The sequence below is a fragment of the Halodesulfovibrio sp. MK-HDV genome (assembly GCF_009914765.1).
In the GTDB taxonomy this organism is placed as follows: Bacteria; Desulfobacterota; Desulfovibrionia; order Desulfovibrionales; family Desulfovibrionaceae; genus Halodesulfovibrio.
Genome location: NZ_WYDS01000003.1, coordinates 175,627 through 200,940 on the forward strand (window position 1 = coordinate 175,627; position 25,314 = coordinate 200,940).

The 25,314-nt window shown below is 46.2% G+C and carries 16 protein-coding genes and 2 pseudogenes; 14 read left to right on the forward strand and 4 right to left on the reverse strand.

Translation table 11 applies throughout. The features are described 5' to 3' along the window. The first annotated feature begins 299 nt into the window (after positions 1–299). The 8 genes and pseudogenes from fdhF to MKHDV_RS03505 all read left to right on the forward strand — a co-directional run bounded on the left by fdhF (position 300) and on the right by MKHDV_RS03505 (position 9,710). A pseudogene (gene fdhF, locus MKHDV_RS03470) lies at positions 300–2,400 on the forward strand (formate dehydrogenase subunit alpha). Continuing rightward, positions 2,385–2,975 carry a 4Fe-4S dicluster domain-containing protein gene (locus MKHDV_RS03475; RefSeq protein WP_160712296.1) on the forward strand — a complete coding sequence of 197 codons (591 nt, stop codon included), beginning with the start codon at positions 2,385–2,387 and terminating at the stop codon, positions 2,973–2,975. The pseudogene fdhF and the gene MKHDV_RS03475 overlap by 16 nt, the downstream one beginning before the upstream one ends. Next, entirely contained in the window at positions 2,975–4,366 is a 1,392-nt protein-coding gene (locus MKHDV_RS03480; protein WP_160712298.1) for a [Fe-Fe] hydrogenase large subunit C-terminal domain-containing protein, read from the forward strand. The genes MKHDV_RS03475 and MKHDV_RS03480 overlap by 1 nt, the downstream gene beginning before the upstream one ends. Beyond that, positions 4,366–4,881: a 4Fe-4S dicluster domain-containing protein gene (locus tag MKHDV_RS03485; RefSeq protein WP_160712300.1), complete on the forward strand. Its 516-nt coding sequence runs from the start codon at positions 4,366–4,368 to the stop codon at positions 4,879–4,881. Before MKHDV_RS03480 ends, MKHDV_RS03485 begins: the two co-directional genes overlap by 1 nt. Positions 4,882–4,896: 15 nt before the next feature. Beyond that, positions 4,897–6,015 carry an ATP-binding protein gene (locus tag MKHDV_RS03490; protein WP_160712302.1) on the forward strand — a complete coding sequence of 373 codons (1,119 nt, stop codon included), beginning with the start codon at positions 4,897–4,899 and terminating at the stop codon, positions 6,013–6,015. Positions 6,016–6,019: 4 nt separating this feature from the next. Next, positions 6,020–7,480 carry a sigma-54 dependent transcriptional regulator gene (locus MKHDV_RS03495; protein ID WP_160712304.1) on the forward strand — a complete coding sequence of 487 codons (1,461 nt, stop codon included), beginning with the start codon at positions 6,020–6,022 and terminating at the stop codon, positions 7,478–7,480. Between the two features lie 124 nt (positions 7,481–7,604). Beyond that, positions 7,605–9,013: pseudogene (gene hydG, locus MKHDV_RS03500) on the forward strand ([FeFe] hydrogenase H-cluster radical SAM maturase HydG). A 271-nt stretch (positions 9,014–9,284) separates the two neighbouring features. Then, a complete protein-coding gene (locus tag MKHDV_RS03505) occupies positions 9,285–9,710 on the forward strand; it encodes a MarR family winged helix-turn-helix transcriptional regulator (RefSeq protein ID WP_160712306.1) in 426 nt (141 codons plus the stop codon). A 793-nt stretch (positions 9,711–10,503) separates the two neighbouring features. On the opposite strand, the gene ald is transcribed toward MKHDV_RS03505, so the two are convergent. The 4 genes from ald to MKHDV_RS03525 all read right to left on the reverse strand — a co-directional run bounded on the left by ald (position 10,504) and on the right by MKHDV_RS03525 (position 16,417). Next, the gene (gene ald, locus MKHDV_RS03510; protein WP_160712308.1) at positions 10,504–11,616 is read right to left on the reverse strand and encodes an alanine dehydrogenase; all 1,113 of its coding nucleotides are present in this window, start codon (positions 11,614–11,616) and stop codon (positions 10,504–10,506) included. Between the two features lie 28 nt (positions 11,617–11,644). Then, on the reverse strand, positions 11,645–13,015 hold the full coding sequence (locus tag MKHDV_RS03515; protein ID WP_160712310.1) for an aspartate aminotransferase family protein: 1,371 nt from the start codon (positions 13,013–13,015) through the stop codon (positions 11,645–11,647). A 149-nt stretch (positions 13,016–13,164) separates the two neighbouring features. After that, entirely contained in the window at positions 13,165–14,556 is a 1,392-nt protein-coding gene (locus MKHDV_RS03520; protein WP_160712483.1) for an APC family permease, read from the reverse strand. Positions 14,557–14,875: 319 nt separating this feature from the next. Next, on the reverse strand, positions 14,876–16,417 hold the full coding sequence (locus MKHDV_RS03525) for an aldehyde dehydrogenase family protein (protein ID WP_160712312.1): 1,542 nt from the start codon (positions 16,415–16,417) through the stop codon (positions 14,876–14,878). 620 nt (positions 16,418–17,037) lie between these two features. On the opposite strand from MKHDV_RS03525, the gene MKHDV_RS03530 reads away from it, so the two are divergent. From MKHDV_RS03530 to MKHDV_RS03555, 6 genes are all read left to right on the forward strand, one after another. Beyond that, the gene (locus tag MKHDV_RS03530; protein ID WP_160712314.1) at positions 17,038–17,631 is read left to right on the forward strand and encodes a GDSL-type esterase/lipase family protein; all 594 of its coding nucleotides are present in this window, start codon (positions 17,038–17,040) and stop codon (positions 17,629–17,631) included. A gap of 104 nt (positions 17,632–17,735) precedes the next feature. After that, a complete protein-coding gene (locus MKHDV_RS03535) occupies positions 17,736–21,419 on the forward strand; it encodes an ATP-binding protein (RefSeq protein ID WP_160712316.1) in 3,684 nt (1,227 codons plus the stop codon). A 10-nt stretch (positions 21,420–21,429) separates the two neighbouring features. After that, positions 21,430–23,217 (forward strand): sigma 54-interacting transcriptional regulator, encoded by a 1,788-nt coding sequence (locus MKHDV_RS03540; protein WP_160712485.1) that lies wholly within the window; start codon positions 21,430–21,432, stop codon positions 23,215–23,217. A 969-nt stretch (positions 23,218–24,186) separates the two neighbouring features. Further along, a complete protein-coding gene (eutM, locus tag MKHDV_RS03545) occupies positions 24,187–24,474 on the forward strand; it encodes an ethanolamine utilization microcompartment protein EutM (protein WP_160712318.1) in 288 nt (95 codons plus the stop codon). A gap of 191 nt (positions 24,475–24,665) precedes the next feature. Next, positions 24,666–24,965 carry a BMC domain-containing protein gene (locus MKHDV_RS03550; protein ID WP_160712320.1) on the forward strand — a complete coding sequence of 100 codons (300 nt, stop codon included), beginning with the start codon at positions 24,666–24,668 and terminating at the stop codon, positions 24,963–24,965. 5 nt (positions 24,966–24,970) lie between these two features. Beyond that, positions 24,971–25,273, forward strand: coding sequence for a BMC domain-containing protein (locus MKHDV_RS03555; protein ID WP_160712322.1), 303 nt, complete (start codon positions 24,971–24,973; stop codon positions 25,271–25,273). The last annotated feature ends 41 nt before the right edge of the window (positions 25,274–25,314 follow it).

Below are 25,314 nucleotides of genomic sequence, written 5' to 3' on the forward strand. Positions count from 1 at the left end.
TCGATATTACCCCTGCCTTTCATGCAGGCGACAGGGGGGCAAATCCCCTTGGGGATGCCAAGTAATTAAAGCTCTTACACGAAAGTGTAAGAGCTTTTTTTGTTCTGTACCCGCCCAGCATATTCTTTGAGCGATCAAATAGTCTTGACTCATTGCATGCAATTTGTTTCTTTGCAGAACTTTTGCATGCAATTTTGTTTGTATTGCAGAAGTGCTGTTTTCTGTACCTGATTAATTGTTTGTTATTATTGAATAATGTAAAAATTTTGAATGGCATGAATTATGCTGATATCCTAATTATGCAACACATTACTACTACCTGTCCTTACTGCGGCGTTGGCTGCGCTTTGTCTTTGAATGTTGAAGATGAGCGCATTGTCAGCGTTTCTCCGGGACCAGAGCCTTCAGTTAACCAAGGTGCACTTTGTTCAAAGGGGCGGTTTGGATTTGACTTTGTTCATCATAAAGATCGGCTGACAACACCGCTGATTCGTAAAGACGGAGAACTTGTTCCAGCTTCATGGGATGAGGCTCTTGAACTGGTTGCAACGCGGTTTTCTCAGATTGCTTCCTCTCATGGTTCAGACGCATTGGGCGGTTTCAGTAGTGCCCGCTGCACCAATGAAGAGAACTATCTTTTTCAGAAATTTTTCCGCGCAGGATTCGGCACTAATAATATCGATCACTGCGCACGACTTTGACACGCTCCGACTGTGGCCGGTCTGGCCACATCACTCGGAAGCGGATCTATGACGAATTCGATTCGAGAATTGTGGGATATGGGGGCGGGGGATTGTGTTTGCATCATTGGCACCAATACCACGGCATGCCATCCGGTAATCGGACTGGGAATAATGGATGCCAAGCGCAATGGAGCTAAGCTGATTGTCATTGACCCTCGTGAGATAGATCTCGCCCGTGAGGCAGATGTATGGCTGCGACTTCGTCCTGGTACAGATACTGCGCTATTGTCTGCCATTGCTCTCGAAATCCTTAATACCGGTCTGGTTGATGTCCCAACCGTAGCCGCAGAGAATGAGGGTTTCGGAATGTTCCGCAAGGGACTTAGGGATTTTGATGCTGAGATAGTCTCATCCGTTTCAGAAGTATCCGTTGCAGGCATCCGTAAGGCCGCGCAGTGCATCGCTCAATCTAAAAATACTGCTTTTTATTACACGATGGGGATCACCCAACATACCACCGGAACAAGCAATGTTCTGGCTGTCTCAAACCTCGCTCTTCTGACTGGTAATATTGGTCGTCCAAAAACAGGTGTTAACCCTCTTCGTGGACAGAATAATGTTCAGGGTTCTTGTGACATGGGCGCGTTGCCCAACGTACTGACAGGCTATCGGCCGGTGAAAGACGATGCGGTTAGGGCTACCTTTGAAGAAGAATGGGGCGTAGAGCTTCCATCCGCTATTGGAATGACCATTCCTCAAATGTTTACAGCCATTGAGGAAGATCGCTTTAAAGGCTTGTATGTTTTTGGTGAAAATCCAATGCGTAGCGATCCTGATATTACTCATGTGGAACATTGCCTGAAGCATGTAGATTTTTTTGGTCGTTCAGGATATTTTTCTAACTGAGACTGCCAAACTTGCTGATGTTGTGCTCCCTGGAGCTAGTTTCGCGGAAAAAGATGGAACATTCACCAGCACAGAAAGAAGAGTTCAGCGAATACGACAAGCAGTCTCTCCTGTAGGTAACAGTCTTCCTGATTGGAAAATAATTGCTGAATTGCTGGAACGAATCGGGCGACCGGAACGATATGCCAATGTGGAAGCTGTGTTTAACGAAATGAGCAGGCTTACGCCAACCCACACTGGCATTACGTATAAAAGACTGGAAAGCGGTGGCCTCCAGTGGCCGTGTCCAGATGAACAGCATCCCGGCACACCTATATTGCATGTTGGGCAGTGTATGCGTGGCGCGGGCAAGTTTGTGCCGCTTACTCATAGAGAACCTGCTGAACTTCCAGACGCTGAATATCCGTTGACGCTTACAACAGGCCGTGTCGTTGCGCATTACCATACTGCAACAATGACCAGACGATGCTTTGGGCTTGCAGGCACGTGGCCTGAAGAGTTGGTAGAGGTTCATCCTTCCGACGCGGAAACGTATGGCATTGTTGATGGAGAATTGCTTGAAGTTTGTTCCCGCCGTGGTGCTGCAAAGGGCAGGGCTTGGGTGACTCGCCGAGTTCGGCCGGGACTAGTCTTTATGACGTTTCATTTCTCCGAGAGTCCGGCCAACATACTTACTACATCAGCTGCCGATCCTGTGACCGGTACTCCACAGCTTAAAGTATGCGCTGTATCTATCCGTAAAATTTCTGATGATGTGCAAGCAGTGAATTCAGTAGACATAGAGGAACATTTGTCATGCCAACCCGTTTAAATCCCTTCATCCTCGCAACAGCTTCCAAATGCATAGGTTGCCGAGCATGTGAACTGGCCTGTGCTGCCGCACATGTTCAGGGCGGAGTTTCCGTCGGAAGTATCCAAGCTCCCCTTACTCCGCGACTTTATCTGACCTGCGCGGGAGATGTTCGTGTTCCGATCGGTTGTCGGCATTGTGAAGATGCTCCTTGTGCAGCGGTGTGCCCTAATGCTGCGATTTATCGTACCGAGAATGGTGTGCAGATTGATGAAAGCCGCTGCGTCGGTTGCAAAACTTGTCTGGTTACCTGTCCAGTAGGTGCTATGGAAATGGCGCAAATTTGGGAAACAGGAAAGCCGGTCATGCGCCGAGTGACTGATCCTCAGTCCCCTGAAAGTTTTACTACTGAACCTGCTTTGCTAGCCAGTAAATGTGACCTCTGCAAAGGTCGTAAAGCTGGACCCGCGTGTGTCGAGGCTTGTCCTAAGGATGCATTAATTTTAATTAACCCTGCAAAAATTAAACACCGCCGCAATGTTGAAGCAGCACTGGCCTTGGCTGGCTTTAGTGCCAGAGCTGGAGAAGAATTCTAATGACTATTTCATCCCAAATCGTTTCAATCGATCCTTTACTTTGTACCGGCTGTCGTCGCTGTGTAGAAGTGTGTCCTGTAGATGCTATTATCGGGAAACAGTATGAACCTCAGGTTATTGATACATCCCGTTGCGTAATATGCGGTCAGTGTGTTCAGCGATGTTCAGCTTTTTTGTCGCCTTTTGATGATTGTGCAGAGGACTTATCGAATATTCGAAAAGATCGCGGGCTGCCTGAAGACGATACTTCTATACTATTTGCTGCACATTTTCGGATTGATAAGAAAAACGTGGCAGGTATGCTTGCCGATCCAGCTAAGGTTTCCATGGTTCAGTGTGCACCTGCTGTTCGAGCTTCCATTGCAGAAGAATTCGGATTTGCCCCCGGTACGTTGACTCCGGGGCAGCTTGCGGCAGCTTTGCGTAGGCTCGGATTTGATTTTGTATATGACACTATTTTTGCTGCTGACGTAACCATTATGGAAGAAGCATCTGAGTTGCTTGAACGTCTGGAGTCCGGCGAGAATCTGCCTATGTTTACATCATGCTGCCCGGGGTGGGTTCGCTATATGGAAACCGCATGGTCTGATCAGGTATCCCATCTTTCCAGTTGCAAATCTCCACAGCAAATGGCGGGTGCACTTTTTAAAACATACGGTGCAGATATTGCGGGCAAGAATTCTGAAGACATTGCCAGTGTTGCCATTATGCCTTGTACTGCAAAGAAATATGAGGCTGGTCGTCCTGAAATGCAGTCCACCGGAACGCCTGATGTTGATGCGGTTTTGACCGTAACTGAGCTTGCTGCCATGCTTAAAAGCAAAGGGATCCGCTTGGACACACTTCCGGAAGAAGAGTTTGATACTCCTCTGGGACTTTATTCTGGAGCGGGAACTATTTTCGGTGCTTCCGGCGGCGTAATGGAAGCCGCACTGCGTACTGCAATTGCAGTTACAACAGGAAATGAAGTTAACGAAAGTGGTGTTACTTTTATTCAAACTGATGAAGGTGTGCGCCGTGCTACAATAGAGGTGGCAGGAAAGACCGTACGGGCAGTCATTGTTTCCGGATTAGCCCATGCTGCAAAGCTTCTTGAGACTGTTCGCACAGGACAGGCTGATTTTGATTTTATGGAAGTTATGTGTTGCACAGGTGGTTGTGTTGCAGGCGGGGGACAACCGAAATTGCTTCCGCATATTGATATTGCAGATGCTATTGCGCGTCGTCGTCAGAGTTTGCATACTCACGACAAAGAGCTGCCAGTTAGAGCCTCACATAGGAATCCGTCTGTGACAGCTCTGTATGAAAACTATTTAGAAAAACCGCTCGGACATCTTTCCCATAAACTGCTTCATACCTGTTACGGGGATGATGTAGGGAGCCATAACTAATGCATTCTTTTGTGTTATCAGATCCTTCACGCTGTATAGGCTGCCGAGCGTGCGAAGTTGCTTGTGTCGGCGCTCATATGGATGAGGATATGGGACAGGCAGGGGAAAAGGGCTTACCCTTTTCTCCAAGAATAAGCATTGTACACGAGGCGGAGGTCACAGCTCCAATTCAGTGTCGTCAGTGTGAAGATGCTCCGTGCGTCGCGGCTTGTCCTGCCGGAGCAATTCTCTCCGATGGTAAGACCGTGCGGGTGAATTCAGAACGTTGTTTCGGCTGTAAGGCTTGTATGGCAGCTTGTCCTGTGGGAGCCATGCAGGTGGGATATATTCCGGGGACTTCAGATATGCCTGTTGCCCATAAGTGCGACCTTTGTACGGAACGTGACGGGGGACCGGCGTGTGTTGCAGTGTGTCCAGCTGGGGCACTGAGGATTTTAGCCAAGAAAGAGCTTAAACGCATATCCGGCTCGAAAAGACGCCAAAGCGCACTTCAAATATCTTTCGGGCATAACTAAAGGAATATTTGGGCAATGACTCGTACGAACTCTATTTATCAGGCTGTCGTTGAGGAGCAGACGGAATTTATCCGTCGGTTTCGTCCAGATGGAAAGCTGACTTTTGTCAACAGTGCCCTTTGTCGTTTTTACGGTAAAGAGCCTGAAGAGTTGCTCGCTTCAAATTTTAAGGATCTTCTTGATCCTGAAGAACGAGATTCAATTGTCCATCTGGTCTATTCCATTTCTCCAGAGAATCCAGAAATTGTCACAGAACCAAGATATCGTGGTGTTGATGGTCGAATGCACTTTGTACAGTACGTTACAAAGGGAATATTTGATGAACACGGCAAAATTGTTGAATACCAGTCCGTAGGGCGTGATGTGACTGCTCAACGCGAAGCAGAAGCAACGCTCGCAGAAGCCCGTATAGCAATGGCTCAAGCGAGTAAGGTTACAACCCTTGCGGTGATCGGTGGCGGCATTGCACACGAAATAAACCAACCTTTGAATGCTATCCGAATATTAACGGCATCTGCCCAACTACTTGCAGAGCGCTCCGAATTTGCTGAGAGCGAGTTGCCCAGAATGCTAGGGGACATTGCTTCGCAGGTTGATCGAATTGATTCTATTGTGAACCATTTGCGTGAACATCTTCGTCAGAGTCAGAATACGACTTCTGAGAGTTGTGATTTAGGTAATGCTGTTCATTCTGCACTTTCCCTGATTAATGCGCAGATCAGTGCGAGGGGGATTGCATTGGATGCAAATATTTCCCCGAACCTTCCATTTGTAACAGGGACGGCTATTCGTTTTGAGGAGCTTGTCACCAATCTTGTGGCGAATGCCATGCAGGCTCTTGATGGAACAGACTGTGAACAAAAGATTATTCAGATTGATGTGGCTTCACACGAGTCAGGCTTAGTGGAACTTACTGTGTCTGATAATGGTCTAGGGTTTGATGAGGGACTGGCTGAGAAAATGTTTGAACCGTTTTTCTCTACAAAATCTTCAGGAACTTCCATGGGGCTTGGGCTGTCTATTGTGCGGATTATTGTTCAAGCGGCAGGTGGTTCCATTACTGCCTCAAATCGTCCGGAGGGCGGTGCGTTGATAAAGGTAACCCTGCCTTCGGCAGGCTGGAGCGGTGCATAAGAACATGCGTATTCTTCTTGTCGATGATGACGAGGCAACTCGTCATTCACTTGCCGAATATCTGACTCTGTTGGGTCATGCTGTTACATCATGTTCTGATGCCGAAAGTGCTTTGGATGTCTGCCGCAATCATCGTTTTGAAATGGTGCTTTCTGACATACAGATGCCGGGTAAAACAGGCATTGAATTGGTTCGGGAAGTTAAGAGTATGTCCGGCTCATATTTCCCCGATGTGGTTTTGTACACAGGTCATTCGGATTTAGAACTGGCAATCGGGGCATTGCGTGCTGGTGCCTATGACTACATGACGAAGCCGATTAATATGGAAGAACTTCGTTCCATTTTGAATCGAGTGGCAGAGCATCAGGCTTTGCTCGCAGAAAATGACCGCCTGACCAAAAAATTTGACGAAGTTGTAGCCGAAGCAACAAACGATTTCAGAGCCGAGCTTACAAGATTACAAGAGCTTTTAGAGAAGCAGGCTGGTCTTGATAATATAGGCATTTTCTCTGAACCCATGTGGCAGGTTGTTTCTCAGGCAAAACGCTACCATGAAGACAGGGAACTTCCGGTCTTAATTCAGGGAGAAACTGGGGTCGGGAAAGATATTGTGGCAAAGATAATCCACTATGGTCCCGATCAATCCTCTCTTCCATTTGTTGCCATCAACTGCGCTGCGCTGCCTGCCACGTTGTTTGAAAGTGAACTATTCGGATACAAGGCGGGTGCTTTTACAGGCAGTGCAGCTCGTGGGGCAAAAGGAAAGATCGACCTTGCCAAAGGTGGTACCCTTTTTCTTGATGAAATCGGTGAAATCCCCGTTGAGTTGCAGGCCAAACTACTACGAGTCATCGAGGATAAAAGTTTTTATCGTGTTGGCGGCTTGGAGAAAGTTCATGCAGATATTCGTATTATTGCCGCGACTAATCTTGATTTAGACGAGCGTATGGAACAAGGGCTTTTTCGCAAAGATTTGTATTACAGGTTGCGAGTCGGTTCCATCATGGTTCCGTCCCTGCGTGAGCGACCTGACGATATTGTTCCGCTGGCGAAACTATTTCTCACCAATTTTGCTAAAAAGCGTGGCAAAAATTTTACGGACATATCACCGAACGCTGCGCAGTTGCTGATGGTTCATCCGTGGCCTGGGAACGTGCGAGAATTGAAGAACACATTAGAGTGGGTTTCGGTTATGCATGACGCACCGGAATTGCTTCCAGAACATCTGGCTACAATTCTCACCGATAATCGAGGGTATGCCGTAGTAGCTTCATCGCAAGCTGCTGTGATTCCTTCATCGAAGTCTAAAAAAAGACGTAAAAAGCCAACGGAAAAAGAAATAGACGATGCTCTGGCTGCAACCTCCGGCAATAAGACACAAGCCGCTTTGTTGCTCGGAATATCTATTCGAATGCTTTACTACAGAATTTCGAACAGAAAAGACGATAATATTAACGATAAATAGTCGGCTACCCTAGCGTATAAAGCAGCTTGCACGCTTAAAAACGACGGGCACAGCCTGCTACAATATTTTTGGAAACGCTGGTTTTTCGCATTTGAAAAGCCAGTTTTTTTATGGAGATTACAAAATGAAACTCGATACAACGGGTCTTGATAATTTTATTGATGAAAAGGCGATATGGGGCATTGTAAATCAAAACGCCGATGCATCCACAGGTCGCGTTCAGGAAATCCTCGATAAGGCGCTTGAAGCTAAAGGGCTGACTCTCGAAGAAACAGCTTGTTTGTTACAGACTGAAGATCCGGAATTAAATGAGGCAATTCTGGAAACTGCCGGTAAGGTCAAGCAAGCCATCTACGGTAAGCGTGTCGTCCTTTTTGCCCTCTCTACATTACAAACGAATGTAGTAACCGCTGTGCATATTGCGGATTCAAGGACACTAACACTGAACTCGTTCGCCGAACTCTCAATCCTGCTGAAATAAAAAAAGAGGTCAGCATTCTTGAGGATATCGGTCATAAGCGTTTGTTGTTGGTGTACGGCGAACATCCTAAATTTGGTGGAGACTGGATCGCGGAGACCGTGCGTACTGTTTACGAAACAGTTTCTGAAAAGAGTGGCGAGATTCGGCGCGTTAACATCAACTGTGCTCCGTTGGACGTTGAAGGTTTCCGTAAATTGCATGAGGTGGGTATTGGAACGTACCAATGTTTTCAGGAGACCTACCATTCCCAGACATATGCAGAACTTCATCCACGAGGTCATAAAAAGCATTTCCTGTGGAGACTCCATGCGATGCATAGAGCGATGGAGGCCGGAATTGATGATGTAGGCATGGGGGCGTTACTTGGTTTGTATGACTACCGTTTCGATATCATTGCATTACTAGCTCACGCAGCAGAGTTGGAAAAACGTTTTGGTGTCGGGCCGCATACGCTGTCTTTCCCTCGTCTTGAGCCTGCTTTGAATTCAGATATTGCTTTTAATCCTCCATATCCGATTTCAGACACCCAGTTTAAGCGTCTTGTGGCTGTGTTACGTCTTGCGGTTCCTTTTACCGGACTGATCCTGAGCACTCGGGAAAACAAGGAGATGCGACGCGAGCTTCTTGATATAGGTGTTTCGCAGCTTAGTGCGGGTTCCCGCACATACCCAGGTGCGTATTCTGATCCGAATTTTGATCGCCCTGAAGTCCAACAGTTTTGTGTTGGTGATAATCGTAATCTTGATGAAGTTATTCAAGAAATTGTGCAGCACGGATATACTCCATCATGGTGTACTGCTTGCTACCGCGAGGGAAGAACGGGCGAAGAATTTATGAAGTTGGCTAAAAACGGCTTTATCCAGAATTTTTGTCGTCCCAATGCACTACTTACGTTCAACGAGTACTTACAGGACTACGCTAGCGAAGCTACTCGCGATGTTGGACACAAGCTTATTCAAGACGAAGTAGAAAAGGGCTCGGGAACGTGCCAAAAGAATTTGGAAGACCGTTTGTCGCGTATCGAACAGGGTGAACGGGATTTGTATTTGTAGTAACAATGGGGTTAGCGCACGGAGCTGCCATTTATGGTAGCTCTGTTTTTTTATGAGCTACCTCAAGCTGAGCGAAACCTATTGAGAGCAACGGTAACGTATTGTTTACGAGACGTAATCCCCAAAATGTATCTCACTGGAGCGTGCTAAAAAATTTCCTAAGTTGAAAAATTCTTGCACATGGTTGCATGCTCCAATGCAGGTATGTAAGTATTGACTTATGTTTTTTGCAAAGATACTTGTCATGACAACTTTTTAATAAGTAGAGCTCATGAAATTTAATAGTCTAGAGTCAGTCGGTATGCTGATGGTTCGATTGGGCGCGATGTTTAAAGTAGAATTCCACGCAAGGTTAAAACCCTACGATGTTACAACAGAACAATGGGCGCTGCTGTATTGCTTGTGGAAGGAGGACGGAGTCGCGCAGTCCGCGTTGGCTGAATGTTGCAATAAAGATTTGCCGACAGTCCATAGGATTCTTAAGAAGTTGCTTCAAAAAAAGTTAGTTAAACTGAGAAAATCCTCGAAAGACGGGAGGGTTTCTTTCGTTTTTTTAACAGAGAATGGGCAAGCGTTGAAAGCTCCCCTTGATGAATTGGCTTGTTCTTTAGAGGCGCAGATTGCGGGAAGTTTCTCAGATGAGGAATTAGCCTGTTTAAAGAGAATTACATTAGAAAGGATTGAGTTCGGCGAATGAGAAAGGCGGCTTGATACTTGTTTTTGTATGAGACTGCTTAATGCGACTGCTTAATGCGACGGTTTGATGGTATCGTAAATTTTTGATGTTTAAGGGCGCATGTTTTTTGCGCCTGAATGATGAGATTGCGTAGGTATAACGGGTTAAAACAAGATGGCGTATCTGTTTTGGTCATACCAATCTTCATCAGTTGTCTCTGGCGTTGTTGCAGTTAGCAGGAGTATGAATGTAGAGCGCTTTTATGTGAAATATGTAGGGAAGATCATAAAAGCTCAACGACCTTTACGTTTGTATCCTCGCAGCACAATTCTTCCATGAAGATTGAAGGTCTTGATATGTTAGACCTTGCGCCAGAGCAATTTGACTAGTGATGAGAGTCGCTAGCTACGCATGTTTTTGAGTGTACAAATTAAAATTCTGAATAATTACTCAATGAAACGTGTTGCCCAACCCAACTCGTTTACCTTCTGGAACGTTGAGTTTTATTTAGAAAACAACAGCTCTTGCGACAGTGTCGTAAGAGCTGTTGTGATATGCACCCCAATAAAAAATGTCAGGTTGGGGTTTTTGTGAATCAATAACGGGTTATGATTATTGATTCTATGGGGATGTAGTTTTGGTACCTATATCCACGTGAAAGCAGACGCATTTTGCTGCGTATGAGTCGGCTTTTTGTTGATTGCAAAGCACTCAACGGGTGTTTTTTCCTTAAACAAAGACTGAGGCCGCTTCATATTGTCGAGGCTTATGTGAAGCGGCACTCAGTCTATATAATCTGCTTTGTAATAGGCAACTACAAAACGTCGTTTACAGGTGTGTGCGTAAGATCAAAGGCATCACACACTGCTTTGTAGGTAACTTTGCCTTCGTGAACGTTAAGGCCAAGTTTGATTTCATTGTTATCGATGCAGGCCTGTTTCCAACCCTTGTTTGCAATTTCGATAGCGTATGGGAGTGTAGCGTTGGTGAGTGCCATTGTGGATGTCATTGGAACTGCACCCGGAATGTTTGCGACGCAGTAATGAACAATTCCGTCCACTTCATAGGTTGGGTCTGTATGCGTGGTCGCTTTGGAAGTTTCGAAACAACCACCCTGATCGATTGCGACATCAACCAATGCAGAACCTTTTTTCATAAGTTTCAAGTCGTCACGGGTGATAACTGCCGGAGCTTTTGCACCCGGGATGAGCACTGCGCCAATCACGAGATCCATTTCTGGAAGAAGGTTCTGAATAGCGCCTTTAGAAGACATGAGGGTGGTGCAGTTTGCAGGCATCACATCATCAAGGTAACGCAGACGGTCAAGGCTGATATCCATAAGGAATACCTGTGCACCAAGACCACACGCCATTTTAGCTGCCTGAACACCAACAACGCCGCCGCCGATGACCATAACTTTAGCAGGGGCAACACCCGGCACGCCGCCGAGAAGCTTGCCGAGACCACCGGTGGTAGCTTCGAGAACTTTTGCGCCCTGCTGAACTGCCATACGGCCTGCTACTTCAGACATTGGGGTAAGAAGCGGCAAGGATTTATCTGCTTTCTGAATGGTTTCATACGCAATGCAGGTTGCGCCGGATTTGATAAGACCCTGAGTCTGTGGCTCGTCCGCTGCAAGGTGCAGGTAGGTAAAGAGAATTTGGCCTTTGCGAAGCATGCCGTATTCTGAAGGCTGTGGTTCTTTAACGTGCATGACCATTTCTGCCTTCTGGCAGATCTCGGCAGGAGTATCGATTATGGTAGCACCAGCTGCCACGTACTCATCATTGCTAAAGCCGGAGCCGATGCCTGCATTTTTTTCAACAAGCACATCATGGCCGTTAGCTTTCATTGCTACAACGCCTGCCGGAGTCATGCAGACGCGATTTTCTTTCACCTTAATTTCTTTAAGAATACCAATAATCATCGTTATGTCCTTAATCTGGTTTGTTTATTTATAACGCTGCAAGTGCATTATCAACAGCGGTAACGATTTCATCGATCTCTGTTTTTGTGGAGATCAACGCAGGGCTGAAGCACAAGTTGTTATTGTATTTTTCGAAAGAGCGGTTCGTACGGCCGATGATAACGCCGTTTTGCATGCAGTGTCCGGCAATCTTCATGGTCACTGTTTCATCAACAGGCTCTTTGGTTGCTCGGTCTTGAACCAGCTCCATACCTTGGAAGAGGCCAACTCCGCGTACATCGCCGATGACGTCGTACTTGTCTTTTAATTCAAAGAGACGATCCTGCATGTATGCGCCCATGGTGGTTACATTCTCGAGAAGTTTTTCTTCTTCAACAATGCGCATGTTTTCCAAAGCAGCAGCAGGGCCAGCGGTACAGCCACCAAATGTGGAAATGTCGCGGAAGTAGCGTTCGCGGTCTGAAGGGTCGGCTTTGAACTGATCGAAAACTTTTTCAGTGGTCACTGTGCAGGAGATAGCTGCGTAACCGGAGGCAACGCCTTTTGCCATTGTCACGATGTCCGGAGTGAAATCGTAGTGCTGATAGCCGAACCATTTACCGGTGCGACCGATGCCGCATACAACTTCATCGATGTGAAGAAGAACATCGTATTTGTCACAGATTTCGCGGATGATCGGGAAGTATTCAGGAACCGGAGGAATAACACCACCACCGGCAGTGATTGGCTCAAGAATGATGCCGCCTACGGTATCTGGATTTTCTTTAAGGATAAGTGTTTCCAGAGCACGTGCGCATTCGATATTACAACTGCCGTATTCTTTGCCGAACGGGCAACGGTAGCAGCAACAGTGTTCCAGTTCCGCAAAGCCGGGGAGGAACGGGCCGTACTGTGACTTACGCTCGGACTGACCAGTGGAGCTTAAAGCAGCAATGGTTGTTCCGTGGTAGTCGCGGTCACGGTAGATAATTTTGTGTTTCTTGCCGTCATTATTGAAATGAGCAAGCTGGCGAATCATTTTGTACGCTTTCTCGTTCGCCTCAGAGCCGGAGTTTGAATAGTAGACGCGGCTGAAGCCGGGCATCTTATCAACCAAGCGTTCTGCAAAGTTTGCAGCAGGCACGTTGCCTGCGCTGTTTGCAAAGTAGCAAAGCTTAACAAGCTGATCGCGCACTGCATCGGCAATAGATTCACGACCGTAGCCTACGTTAACAGTCCATACACCGCCGGAAACTGCATCAAGGTACTCATTTCCCTTAGCATCCGTGATACGCATGCCTTTGCCTTCTACAAAAACAGGCGGATCATTCTGTTCAAACGGTTTGTGCTGGGTGATGTGATGCCAGCAACGCTCTTTATCATTCTTAACAGCTTCGGTTGGATCAAATGAATTAGTCATACAATTTTTCCTTGTGGGCACATGATGTTAGCAAGGTGAAATGCATCAATTACCTTGCTGAATAAAATTTGTAGGTTTTACCGTTAACGACCGGAGAACCTCTCTAAAGATTCTCCGGTCGCAAAGTCAGTAGATCTGCTTCGTGTGTGCTAGTTTTCTGTTGCTCGTGGAGCGGCAGATTTTTCTTCTGTGTCAAAGAACACTGGAATAGTGCTGTCACCGAAGATACTTTCACGAATTTCAAGCTCTGGAGTGTTTCGTACGGTTTGGATTTGGATCATGTAGAATCCGACACCCATAACAATCCAGATAACCATCAGAATCCAAGGCTCTGTTCCGATAATGGCCGGGGAGCCAGGAACGGTGAGCATGCCTAGAATAATGAAGGAGGCAATAGCGCCGAGGATGCTGATGATGTTTTTCTCACCGCGTGCAGCGAACATTTTGTAGCAGACAAGGCAGGTGAAGAGGTACGCGATAACGGTACCTACAGAACACATATCTACAATCCAACCGACTACGGCACGACCAGCCCAAGGTGTGAGAAGACTGATAGCCATAGTAAAGAGGATTGCGTTATGCGGAGTGTGGTACTTCGGATGAACTTCGCCGAACCACTGTGGCAGAAATTTACCACGGGCAATGGAGAAGATAAGACGGGTTGTTGCAAGGTAGAAGCCGTTCATGCCGGTACAAACTGCACCGAGAACTGCGGTACCAAGAATTACACTACCGTATTTACCAAGTGCTAAGTGGGCAACAGCACCGGTAGCCCATGCGTGGTCCTGACCAAGAAGTTCTTTGTAAGGAATTACACTGCCGACACAGAATGTAACCATTGTGTAGAGAATAGCGCCGAGGGCAATGGCGCCAAGCATAAGAACACGAGCTTTTTTCGGAGAGAAAGAGAACTCTTCTGCGGCCTGTGGGATGGTGTCAAAACCAACAAACAGGAACGGAGCAATTGCTACAACAGTAATGATTGATGCAATCGGGGATTTGCCTTCAGCAAAGTGTGGGACAAGGTTTGAAAGAGCAAACGTGTCTGTTGTAACAACACCGAATGTCATTGCGATAACACCAAAGGTGAGGGCAAATGCGAGAACAAGCTGAATGCTGCCAGCTACGCTTACTCCGCGGTAGTTCATGATACCGAACATGAGGATAGATGCTGTCATGATGAGTACTTCACCAACATATACATCCCATCCTGCGATGGTATACAGATAGCCGAATTCAAATACACCCGGCAGAAGGAAACGTGCCAGCAATGCAATAGCAGAGGCGTTGATGCCAACAATACTAAGGTAACCGAGTACCAGTGCCCAACCACAGGCAAAAGCACCTATAGGGCCGAATCCTGCGTATGCGTATGCGAATTCGCCGCCTGCGACAGGGTAATGTTCAATCATGTGACTGTAGCTGAGTGCTACGACGCTCATAACAATGCCGCCAATTGCGAACGCTATGATTGTGGCGAGCGGACCGGCATTAGGAAGAAACGAAATGCCGGGAAGAACAAAGCAACCCCAGCCTACGATACAGCCAAGAGCGAGCGCTCCTACCTGCCACGGGGATAAACTTTTTTTCTAGTGTGCCACGTTCTGAGTTCTGAGATGTTCCAGCCATTATAACTCCCGTTTGGATATACTGTTTGCGCTTTCGCGCGATACTTCCTCCGATGGCGAACATTCATAAGCGTCTACGTTGCAAGGCATGACTTTGAAATATAAGCAATTTCAAAAAAAGAAGTGGATAATCGTATCCACAGTAATACGCATAGGTAACGGGCAGACGCCTATAGAAATAGAGTGGGGAAGCCTGTGAAAATACACAGGCTTCCCCGAAGTTCATGAGTAACTACGAGGCTACGCAGCTTCGTACGTTAGAACTTGCAGGTTTTGCTTTACCAGCGCGGACTTCTGGATCCGGATGGTATGTACGGACGGTGACAACCTTGTTCTGGGTGTAGAAATCTACTGCATCTTTTCCCTGAACTTTGTCGGTTCCGATGAGGGAACCTTTGATGCCACCAAAAGGTAGATATGGGTGCGGAGCGCAGATACCAACGTTTACGCCGATCATGCCGACTTCGGCTTCGCGGCTGAAGGTTTCTGCGTAGTGCATGTTTTGAGTGAAGATACAAGCGCCGTTACCGAACTCTGAACTGCTGATGAGGTTCAAAGCGTCATCCATGTCAGCTACTTTAACGATGGATACAAGCGGGCCGAATACTTCTGTAGAGAACACAGGGTTACAAGGTGTTACACCTTTGAGCACTGTAGGGCCTACATAGAAGCCATTTTTATCTTTTTCCGGCACTTCTGGATTACGTCCATCGAGAAGCAGGGAACAACCGCCGCCGTGCTCGAGTGCGATATCAACGTATTTTTCAACGTTTTCTTTTGCAGCTTTGCTGATGAGTGGACCCATGTAGACGCCGTCGTCCATAGCGTTACCCACAACAACTTTTTTGGAAGCTTCCAGAATGCGTTCACACACTTCGTCGTAAACTTCAGGAACAACACCGATGATGGAACCTGCGAGACAACGCTGGCCAGCGGAGCCGTAGCAGGAGTTGATGAAGTTATCGATGAAGATATCCATGTCGGTATCTTCCATAACGAGCAGCATGTTTTTAGCGCCGCCAAGCAGCATGGAACGTTTTGCATTGCCACCGGCTGCTTTAGCCATTGCTTTTGCAGTCGGTGTGGAGCCTACGAGGCAAACACCGGCAACGCGTGGATCTTCATACCAAGGTGCTGCAACGGTGCGGCTACCATAGATTACGTTAACAACGCCTGCTGGGAGTTTCATTTCCATGAAAATCTCAATCATCTTTTGTAAGAAGAGTGGAGATTGTGTTGATGGCTTGTAAATAAAGGTGTTACCGGTTGCGATTGCAACAGGGATAAACCAGCCAAATACAAGCGCAGGGAAGTTAAACGGCGCAACGCCGCCAAATACGCCTAACGGTTTTTTAACAACTTTGCCGTTGATGTTCATAGCAATGTTGTCGAGGGTGTCACCCTGAAGAAGGGTCGGTACGCTTGCTGTCGCTTCAAGAATTTCGATAACACGGCGAACTTCGCCGCGTGCTTCAGAAATATGCTTCGCCTGATCAATTGCGATAGAGTATGCAAGAGCTTCCTGCTCACGTTCCATCAATTCACGCATTTTGAAGATGTACGCCATGCGTTTTGCAATCGGGGTATTCTTCCAGGTTTTAAAAGCTTCAGCAGCAGTATCGATAGCAGTTTGTGCGAGTGCATCGCTGCCCATTGGAACTTCGCCGATTACTTCACCGTTGGACGGGTTGTATAGCGGAGTAAATTCTGTTCCTTCTTCCTGAAGCCATTCACCGTTTATATAATGCTTGATGGTGTAAAATTCGTTTGCCATGAGAGAGACTCCTTGATGTCCTAATCAGGCGCATCCGCACCTATTTTTATGATTCAATTAAACACTCAGCCTTATATGTAAGGCGCGATATCCATGATCATTATTATGGGAAACGGCAGGAGCTTCATCCCATAATGATGCCCGTATGCCGCTCCCGAAGATATATGCTGAAATCACTTCTCTAAAAGCAAAGTTGAGACCAACTTTGCCCCTTTCGTTATATTTGCATTAAAAACAAGTGTTTATGAAGTATGTTGTGTTTGCGTTGCAAGGTGGCTCTTTTTATCTACCTGTCGTATGGGGCAAGGAAGCCCCTTGAAAAATGGGACTCCGCTGCTAAGCCACGGATTCTAATAACGTGTGGCGGGGCATATTTGCCCCTCGAAAAACATTTTTGAAGATGTGTCGTATACATGGGAATCACGGCGGGGCAAAAAAGCCACATGGCGCTTGGCTGCGCTTGCAAAGGATAGTGAAATGGAGCCAAAGAGAGTGAGTTTTTCACGGTGGGTGAAGGATTTAATGAATAAATTCAGTAGGCATTGAAGAATAATGGTTGGTGTGATCTTTGCTTTACTTTGTATGGTTCAATTGAATCAATTTACTAAGCAGGAGACACTATGAAGACTTTCTTTTTCTTTGGAGATTCGCTGACCTTAGGTGTGAACGACAAAAGCATGTTGGGTTGGACAGGGCGCTTTGCCTCTACTTTAGGGCTGCCAGTGCCACCAACAACCTTCTACAATCTGGGAGTGCGAAAACACACCAGTCAGGCCATTGTTTCACGGTGGAAAGATGAAGTGCAGCTCAGAGCACTCCCTGAAGCTGATGTGCGTATGATGTTTTGCTTTGGTGTTGTTGATATGGCGGCTCCGCAAGGCAAGACAATTATTCCACTCGGGCAGTCTGTAGCGAATCTTGAAACATTGTTGGAAGACGTTACCACCATGCACCTTGCGAAAAACGTACGTATTTTAAGTCCGTTTCCTGTAGTTCAGGCAGAACATTGCGGACGTGTTGAAGAACTGAATTCAGCGTATGCCGCGGTTTGTCGCAAGTATGGCGTGGAGTACGTGGATATTTTTTCTCATCTTGTGCGTAGCGACGCATACATGAATGATTTGAGTGATGGAATTCATCCGGGTGGAAGTGGCTGTGCGCTTATTGCGGCCTACTTACAGCAGGATGCATCTATTACAGACTGGATTCTGTAAGCGAAGGATAGAATGCCTTCGGCAGATACTGTTCGCCGTTTTTTCAGGATGCTTACAGAACGCTTGTTTGGCGAAGGCATTGTATTGATTGTAGGAGAAACAACATGCGGTTGCGGTATTTACTTATTCTTGGCGTAATCTTTCTTTTGATAGGGTTACATTTTACGTATCAGAAAGTACTGGAGCATCTTAATGATAGCGAAGCTGCGGTAGAAAAGATTATTGAGAATAAAGAATTCGTCTGGGCAAACTATTCAGACGAAGAACGTGACTGGTTGTCCAAAAACTACACTGTAAATGTTGGTGTGGATAAAAACTTCTTTCCCATAGAAGGGCTGGACGACAAAGGGCGTTATACCGGAGTTGCCAGCGACTACTTGCGTATTCTCGAAAAATTGACCGGACTTAGTTTCAATATCTCAGTTGCCGGAGACTGGCCCAGCGTCCTTGCCGAAGTTAAGGCTGGCAAACTTGATATGCTTGCAGCCCTTGCCCAGAGCCCCAGTCGTTCTAAGTTTCTTACCTTTACCGAACCATATATTGCCATGCCGGGTATCATTGTTGTGCAACGCGGCAGTGGTGAAGATTTGACGCTGTCCGACCTTAAGGGAAAGACAGTTGCGGTAGTGAAGCGGTATGTCTGGCACGATTATCTGGAAGAATTCAATAAAGATATTAAGCTTGATGTGGTTGAAGACAGTCAGGAAGGGTTGCAGCACGTTTCCTTCGGACAGGCAGATGCTATGGTTGATTTTCAGTTCAGCATCACGCACAAAATTAAGCAGAGCGGCATTCTTAACTTGCAGGTGGGCGGCGGTGTTGCCTTAAATTCCGGCATTACAATGGGAGTTCGGAAAGATCTTCAAATTTTGCGCGATATTTTAAATAAAGCCTTGAAGCGCATTACGCCGGAAGAACAAAACGCAATCACGGGCAAGTGGGTTAAAGTTACTGAAAACAGTGCCATGTCAAACAGTGCAATTGCTGTTATGATTGCTTGTTTTTTAAGTTTAATGGTTGCCACGTGCTTTACGTTGCTATGGAATATTTCCCTTAAACGAATTGTGGAGCAACAGACGTTTGAACTGAATCGGGAACTCACGAAGCGGGACAGTGTAGAAGCTGCTCTTCGAAAAAGTGAAGAACGGTACCGGCGTATTTTTGAGAATATTCAGGATGTGTATTTTCAGGCAACGCTGGATGGAAAAATTCTGGAGATAAGCCCTTCAGTGCAGCGCGTTTTTGGGTGCACTCCTGAGGAAGCGCAACGTCTTTTTGTCTCCGATTTCATTGAACAGCCCGTGCTGGAAGACATGTGGGCTGTGCTGCGTAAAGAAGGTGAGCTAGAAGATTATGCCTTCGTATTTCAATCGTCAGAAGAGCAGCTTTGTTGTTCTGTGACAGGTAAATATTTACGTAATAGCTTTGGCGAACCAATGGAATTTGTGGGTTCAGTCCGAAACGTTACCACACGGATGCAGTACGAGGAGATGCTCAGTAAGGCGAATCTTGAGCTTGAGTCACGTGTTGAAGAACGAACCCGGGATCTGCAAAGTATGAACGAAGAATTGCAACGCTCTAAAGAAGATGCAGACGCAGCAACAAAAGCAAAAAGCCAGTTCCTTACCAGTATCAGCCATGAGCTGCGTACTCCGCTTCATGCCATTATCGCATTTACAGAACACGTTCGGTCGCTGGAATCCTCATCAGTCGTGCGTAAATATTTGCGCAATATTCTTGATTCGTCTTTCACTCTGTTGGACATCATTAATGACCTGCTGGACTTTTCCAAAATTGAAGCAGGACATGTGGTGCTGGAACGCGTGCCGTTTATGCTTGATCACTGCGTACAGCGGGTTTGTAACCTTGTCTTGGCGCGTGCAGCTGCGCAGGATTTAGAATTTATTGTTGATCTGCCGCCAACGGTTCCGGCAAAACTGATCGGTGATTCTGGAAAGTTACAGCAGATTATTTTGAATATAGCCAGTAACGCTCTCAAGTTCACCCCTTCCGGCGGTACGATTACACTGTCATTCGATTACCATATGAAAGGTGAGCAGGAAATTTGGTTGCGTTGCTATGTGCAGGATACAGGCATCGGCATTCCGGAGGATTCCCTTGATCAGCTGTTTGTTCCGTTCCAGCAGCTTTCTGGAAACGACTTGTACAGCTATGGCGGAACAGGGCTGGGGCTGAGTATTTGCAAACGGTTTGTGGAAAGCATGGGCGGTGAAATTCGAGTAGAATCTGAGGAAGGCAAGGGGACGCTGTTTGTGTTCTCCGTTCCTGTCTTGCTCCAAAAAGACGCGATGGAACAACCACCTGTTCCAGAAGAACTTGCAGACCTTACCGCGTTGCTTGTTACAAAATCCGAACGTTCCGGCATGGCCATGAAACGCCATTTCAACTTTGCTTCTGTTGATGCAGAGATAGCATACGGCGTTGATGCCGCCATACAGCGCTTGGAGTCTGACGCTCCTAAGCCGGATGTTATTTGTATCGGACATAATATTGCTGCATCCGAGAGACCGGAACGGTTGTTCAGTTCCGGCACAAATGACGACATTCCAGTGCTGATGCTGGCAGCAAAGAATGACAAACTTTCCCTTTCAAAACGATCACTTCCCAAACAGGTACATTTATTCACCGAGATATTAACACATAGAATGTTGCAACATGCTCTGTGTAATATTTTTGGAGCAGAACCTCTTGTGCCGTTGGAAGTTGCAACGCCGTTTACCGAGCATTCCGATCAGAGTGCATTTAAGGGTGTAGATGTTCTTATTGCAGAGGATACCCAGACCAACCGCGATATCTTAAAGCTTTTGCTAGATCCTACGGGAGCTGATCTGACCTTTGTGGCGAACGGGTACGATGCCGTGGAAGCTGTGCGTGAGAATACATATGATGTCATTCTGATGGATGTGCAGATGCCTCGGATGGACGGTTGTGAGGCCGCTACCGCCATCCGTAATGAGCTCGGCATCACAGATATTCCGATAGTTGCGTTGACGGCACATGCCATTAAGGGAAGCCGCCAACGTATGCAAAAGGCCGGTATGGAGTTCTTCCTGACAAAACCATTCGGGAAAGATTCTTTGTATTCGGTTATGACCGCTGCGCTCGGGAATTCCAGTATTGGCGATAACTATGTTGCCTCTCCTGAGGCACCTCTTTCATGTCTTATTTTACCGTCATCTATAGATAGTGAGGTGGTTAGCCGTCTCGGGCTTCCACAGGTTGAGTATGATGTGCTTCTGAAGCAGTTTGCCAAAGAGCATGGAAATTCTGTCAGCATGATGCACAGCGCACGAATTGAACATGACTACAACAGGCTGGAAAGTGAAGCCCACGCGTTGACAGGTGCGGCAGCCAATGTTGGAGCCGGTGAGTGTGCGGCATTAGCAAAAAGAATAGAATTACACGCGGGCGGGCTGACAAACGGCGTCGGTAATTCGTCAGCAGTAGATGAATTGTTGGCGACGCTTGAGCGGGAATTACAATTTGTTGTAGAAGAAATTCACACCATGATTCCTGATAAAGAAACACCTGAAGAACGCACAGATGTAGCAGATATATTGAATGATGCTGACCAGGCCCTGATTATGGAACTAGCAAGCGCTTTGGAGCTAACCAATCCGTTAAAAATAGAAGAGTTGCTTCCACAGGTAGAGCCTTTGCTGCCATCCTGTGATTTTGCGACGTTGGATGCGTTAGTAATGGATTATGAATACGATAAAGCACACTTGTATTTATTGCAGTGTGAACAGGCAAAAGTACATGGATAGAGATGGTACTATGAAAGATAAACCAATTATTCTGGTGGTTGATGATAACCCTATTAATTTGCGGGTGCTGGTAAAAAATCTCCAGACAGAATACGATTTGCTGGTTTCAAAAACTGGTGAATCCGCTTTGAAAAACGCGTTTAAGCATTCACCAGACATCATTTTGTTGGATATTATGCTGCCTGATATGGACGGTTTCACCGTTTGCGAAAAGTTGCAGCAGAATGACGTAACAAGCTCTATTCCGATAATTTTTATTTCCAGTGTGCATGACCCACTTCAGAAAACCCGAGCTTTTGCAGCGGGTGGTGTAGATTATGTGACTAAGCCTTTTCACCAGACAGAAGTGATGGCGCGGGTACAAACACATCTTCAGCTTAAAGATATGCGTGAAGTTTTAGAACAACAGAAGAACATAATAAGTGAGCAGCTTTCTGAAAAAAACAGACAGCTCTCAACATTGATGGATAACTTGTTTGGCATCGCATACCGTGGGCATATGGATAATGACCGAACAATGCAGCTTATGAGCGTGGGTACAAAGTCACTCACAGGGTATTCTGCGGACTATTTTACTGGCACAAACGCTAAGCCTTTTATGTCCGTTGTTCTGGAGAAAGATCAGGAGAGTATCCGAAACAGAATCGCGGAGGCATTGAAAGCTAAAGAACGCTTTGAGTGTGAATACCGCATTGCCTTAAAAAGTGGCGAAACCAAGTGGGTTCGTGAGCAGGGCGTTGGGTTGTATGATGAGTCCGGCACTGTGTATGCCGTAGAGGGCTTCATTTCCGATGCTACAAAAAGTAAAACGCAAGAGCTCGGCATCCGTAAAGAAAACTCTGTGCTGAAAAAGAAAATGCAGGCGCATTATTTTGAAAATATCGTAGGTGATTCTGAACCGATGCAGAATCTCTATGAAATGATTCTTAAAGCGGCAGGAACTGATGACAATGTTATTGTGTACGGAGAATCCGGAACCGGTAAAGAACTGGTATCGCGCGCTGTGCATGATCACAGCACACGAATTAACGGTAATTTTGTTCCAGTAAACTGCGGAGCCGTTCCAGAGCATTTATTTGAAAGTGAATTTTTTGGTCATAAAAAAGGTGCGTTTACCGGTGCTGTGGCAAACCGGAGAGGTTTTTTAGAGCAGGCAGATAACGGTACGTTGTTTCTTGATGAGCTAGGAGAGATAAGCCATCTTGGGCAAATTAAGCTACTTCGAGCCATTGAGGGCGGCGGGTTTACTCCTGTGGGAGGAACTGGCGTTGTGCATGTTAAGCCACGAATTGTAGCTGCAACAAACCGTGATTTGATGGAGCTTGTGCGTGACGGAGCCATGCGAAGTGACTTTTATTACCGGATACATGTTGTGCCTATCTACATTCCGCCATTACGGGATCGAAAAGAAGACATTCCGCAGCTTATCGAGCACTTCATGCGTATGTTCTCCCGTCAGGACGATTGCCCATCTATTACAACCGAGGTGCTGAATGCCTTTATTGCCTACGATTGGCCGGGGAATATTCGTGAGCTACAAAATGCCCTGCATCAATACCTCCACCTTGGCACACTCATTCTTGGCGGAGAGCAAATAATTAGCGGAAAAGATATAGCCAGACAGAATTCCATTCCTCAAGAGCCGTTAGACCGAGCCATTGCACGTTTTGAAAGGCAATACATTGTTGACGTGCTTAAGCGTAACGACTGGCGCCGTATGGCAACAGCTACCACGCTTCAGATTGATCGAAAAACCTTGTTTCGTAAGATGCGTACTCTTAAGATTGTTGATGGGTAGGTTTGAAAAGTTTGTAGTATGAATGTTTGCATCCTTTTCTGGTTTATCTGTTGAGCTAGTGAGTTATTCTCAACGGATGGCAGAAGCCAGATGGCAAGCAGTAGGCAGCAGGGATACTAGTCACGTTTAGTGACGCTAAGTAATTCGAGCTCTTACACGAAAGTGTAAGAGCTTTTTTTTTGTTCAATGCGTTGCATGTAACAAACTATTCTTGTTGCGTTTATGTAGAAGCTCTCTGACGTCACGCTGATTTTATGCTTTGTTCGAAAACTCTATACAGCATGATGCATCATTGTTTTCATTTTCGCGTATAACAGTTTCATTTTGTTTTAAAAACAATGCGTTACTTGTCACGTAAATAGAGATTTTTTTCTCGAATGAAGCAGCAAAACAGAAGAGGTCATACAATTTTCCAAAAAAACTCAATATAAATTTTTTTAACAACACTTTTATTATAACTAACTGTAAATAATCAACATTGTGTCTAAATAGAAAGTTTTAGAGAAAAATCTTGACCTTCCCCCTAGGGGGCAGGGCTACGGTTACGCACACTCAAAAAAGGTTCGTGAATCTTTTACGAAAATTTCTTTACTATTTTGAAGTGTTACTTGTTTAAAACGTAAGAATTGTGCCGAATACTAACGGCTTCTGCATGTATCAAATTGTTTTTTGATCAAAAGTAGAAGCGACTGAAGTGGCACTGCATTCGATACCGCGTTTCCCCTTTCTATGTATGTACCTGTATTTGTAACTGTTCAAAATTTATCTTCGTAACATCCTTTTTTGTTTACGATTTTAATGTGAACCCGCTACGGCTTGGTATGAAATTAGTGAGTTGGTTTATTCTTTCAGCATGTATTCTCCGCACAATTTTGAGTGGTTAGGACATGCTGAAGAGGTGGTGCATCAAGCAGTTAGAGCCGATGCATACCGACAACAATGTAACCGGATAGTGAAGGAGAGTGTCAAATGAGTAAGAATGATGCGTTAGGCATGGTCGAAACAAAAGGACTGGTTGGGTCAATAGAAGCTGCTGATGCCATGGTGAAAGCTGCGAACGTTACCTTAGTGGGAAGAGAATCCATTGGTGCGGGATTAGTGACTGTCATGGTTAGAGGTGATGTTGGTGCTGTAAAGGCTGCAACAGATGCCGGAGCTGCTGCTGCCCAGCGTGTTGGCGAGGTTATGTCTGTTCATGTGATCCCTCGTCCACATTCAGATGTTGAGACCGTTCTCCCGGCTAGCGCTTCCAAATAAAAAACAAACACAAGCAGTGTCGTGTTCAGGCTTCTGCCTGAAATAGCTGAATATCCACGTGAGATATGTTCTTCGTTGTTATCAGCCTGAAAGCTTGCGCTGTTTTTTACCAAAAAGTCTGCCCTAAGGGGAAGTTTATAATAACTCACTCTTATTACAGCAGAGTTAACCACAACAAAGGAGAACATTTCATGCGTTATCACGGTGAAAATGCATTGGGTCTCATTGAAACACTGGGCATGGTTCCAGCGTTGTACGGCGCAGACTGCATGCTTAAAGCAGCAGACGTAGAGCTGATTTCATATGAAAACATTGGTTCTACCCTCGTTACCGTAATGGTAAAGGGCGACGTAGCGGCTGTTCAGGCAGCTGTAGAAGCTGGTGCAGCTGCAGCGGCTAAAATTGGAACAGTGACAGCAAAAAACGTAATGGCACGTCCTGAGCCACGAGTTGGCGACATTGTTTCCGTGCACGATATTGATGTGGAGTAAGCATAATGAGTAGAGCAAGCGCACTGGGTTTACTTGAAGTTTTTGGTCTCGTGTATGTGCTGGAAGCAGCAGATGCAATGCTTAAAGCAGCAAACGTTGAGTTGGTTGGCTACGAGAACACCGCATCCGGTTACATTTCTGTACTGGTTCAGGGTGATGTTTCTGCCTGTAACTCCGCTGTAGAAGCTGGCGTTGGTGCTGTGCAGAGACTTGGTGCTGAAGTTCACAGCTCCATTGTTATCCCTTCACCGCATCAGGATATTTACAAAATTACAAATCGTTACTCTTTGGACAAACTGCTTCCATAGTAACAGCAGATACGGTTTTTCAGGAACGATTGTAGCTTGGT

What these genes read in the sequence shown, in the direction of transcription:
- MKHDV_RS03475 (WP_160712296.1), top strand. Translation starts at nt 2,385, where the DNA reads ATGCCAACCCGTTTAAATCCCTTCATCCTCGCAACAGCTTCCAAATGC.
- MKHDV_RS03480 (WP_160712298.1), top strand. Translation starts at nt 2,975, where the DNA reads ATGACTATTTCATCCCAAATCGTTTCAATCGATCCTTTACTTTGTACC.
- MKHDV_RS03485 (WP_160712300.1), top strand. Translation starts at nt 4,366, where the DNA reads ATGCATTCTTTTGTGTTATCAGATCCTTCACGCTGTATAGGCTGCCGA.
- MKHDV_RS03490 (WP_160712302.1), top strand. Translation starts at nt 4,897, where the DNA reads ATGACTCGTACGAACTCTATTTATCAGGCTGTCGTTGAGGAGCAGACG.
- MKHDV_RS03495 (WP_160712304.1), top strand. Translation starts at nt 6,020, where the DNA reads ATGCGTATTCTTCTTGTCGATGATGACGAGGCAACTCGTCATTCACTT.
- MKHDV_RS03505 (WP_160712306.1), top strand. Translation starts at nt 9,285, where the DNA reads ATGAAATTTAATAGTCTAGAGTCAGTCGGTATGCTGATGGTTCGATTG.
- ald (WP_160712308.1), bottom strand. Translation starts at nt 11,616, where the DNA reads ATGATTATTGGTATTCTTAAAGAAATTAAGGTGAAAGAAAATCGCGTC.
- MKHDV_RS03515 (WP_160712310.1), bottom strand. Translation starts at nt 13,015, where the DNA reads ATGACTAATTCATTTGATCCAACCGAAGCTGTTAAGAATGATAAAGAG.
- MKHDV_RS03525 (WP_160712312.1), bottom strand. Translation starts at nt 16,417, where the DNA reads ATGGCAAACGAATTTTACACCATCAAGCATTATATAAACGGTGAATGG.
- MKHDV_RS03530 (WP_160712314.1), top strand. Translation starts at nt 17,038, where the DNA reads ATGAAGACTTTCTTTTTCTTTGGAGATTCGCTGACCTTAGGTGTGAAC.
- MKHDV_RS03535 (WP_160712316.1), top strand. Translation starts at nt 17,736, where the DNA reads ATGCGGTTGCGGTATTTACTTATTCTTGGCGTAATCTTTCTTTTGATA.
- MKHDV_RS03540 (WP_160712485.1), top strand. Translation starts at nt 21,430, where the DNA reads ATGAAAGATAAACCAATTATTCTGGTGGTTGATGATAACCCTATTAAT.
- eutM (WP_160712318.1), top strand. Translation starts at nt 24,187, where the DNA reads ATGAGTAAGAATGATGCGTTAGGCATGGTCGAAACAAAAGGACTGGTT.
- MKHDV_RS03550 (WP_160712320.1), top strand. Translation starts at nt 24,666, where the DNA reads ATGCGTTATCACGGTGAAAATGCATTGGGTCTCATTGAAACACTGGGC.
- MKHDV_RS03555 (WP_160712322.1), top strand. Translation starts at nt 24,971, where the DNA reads ATGAGTAGAGCAAGCGCACTGGGTTTACTTGAAGTTTTTGGTCTCGTG.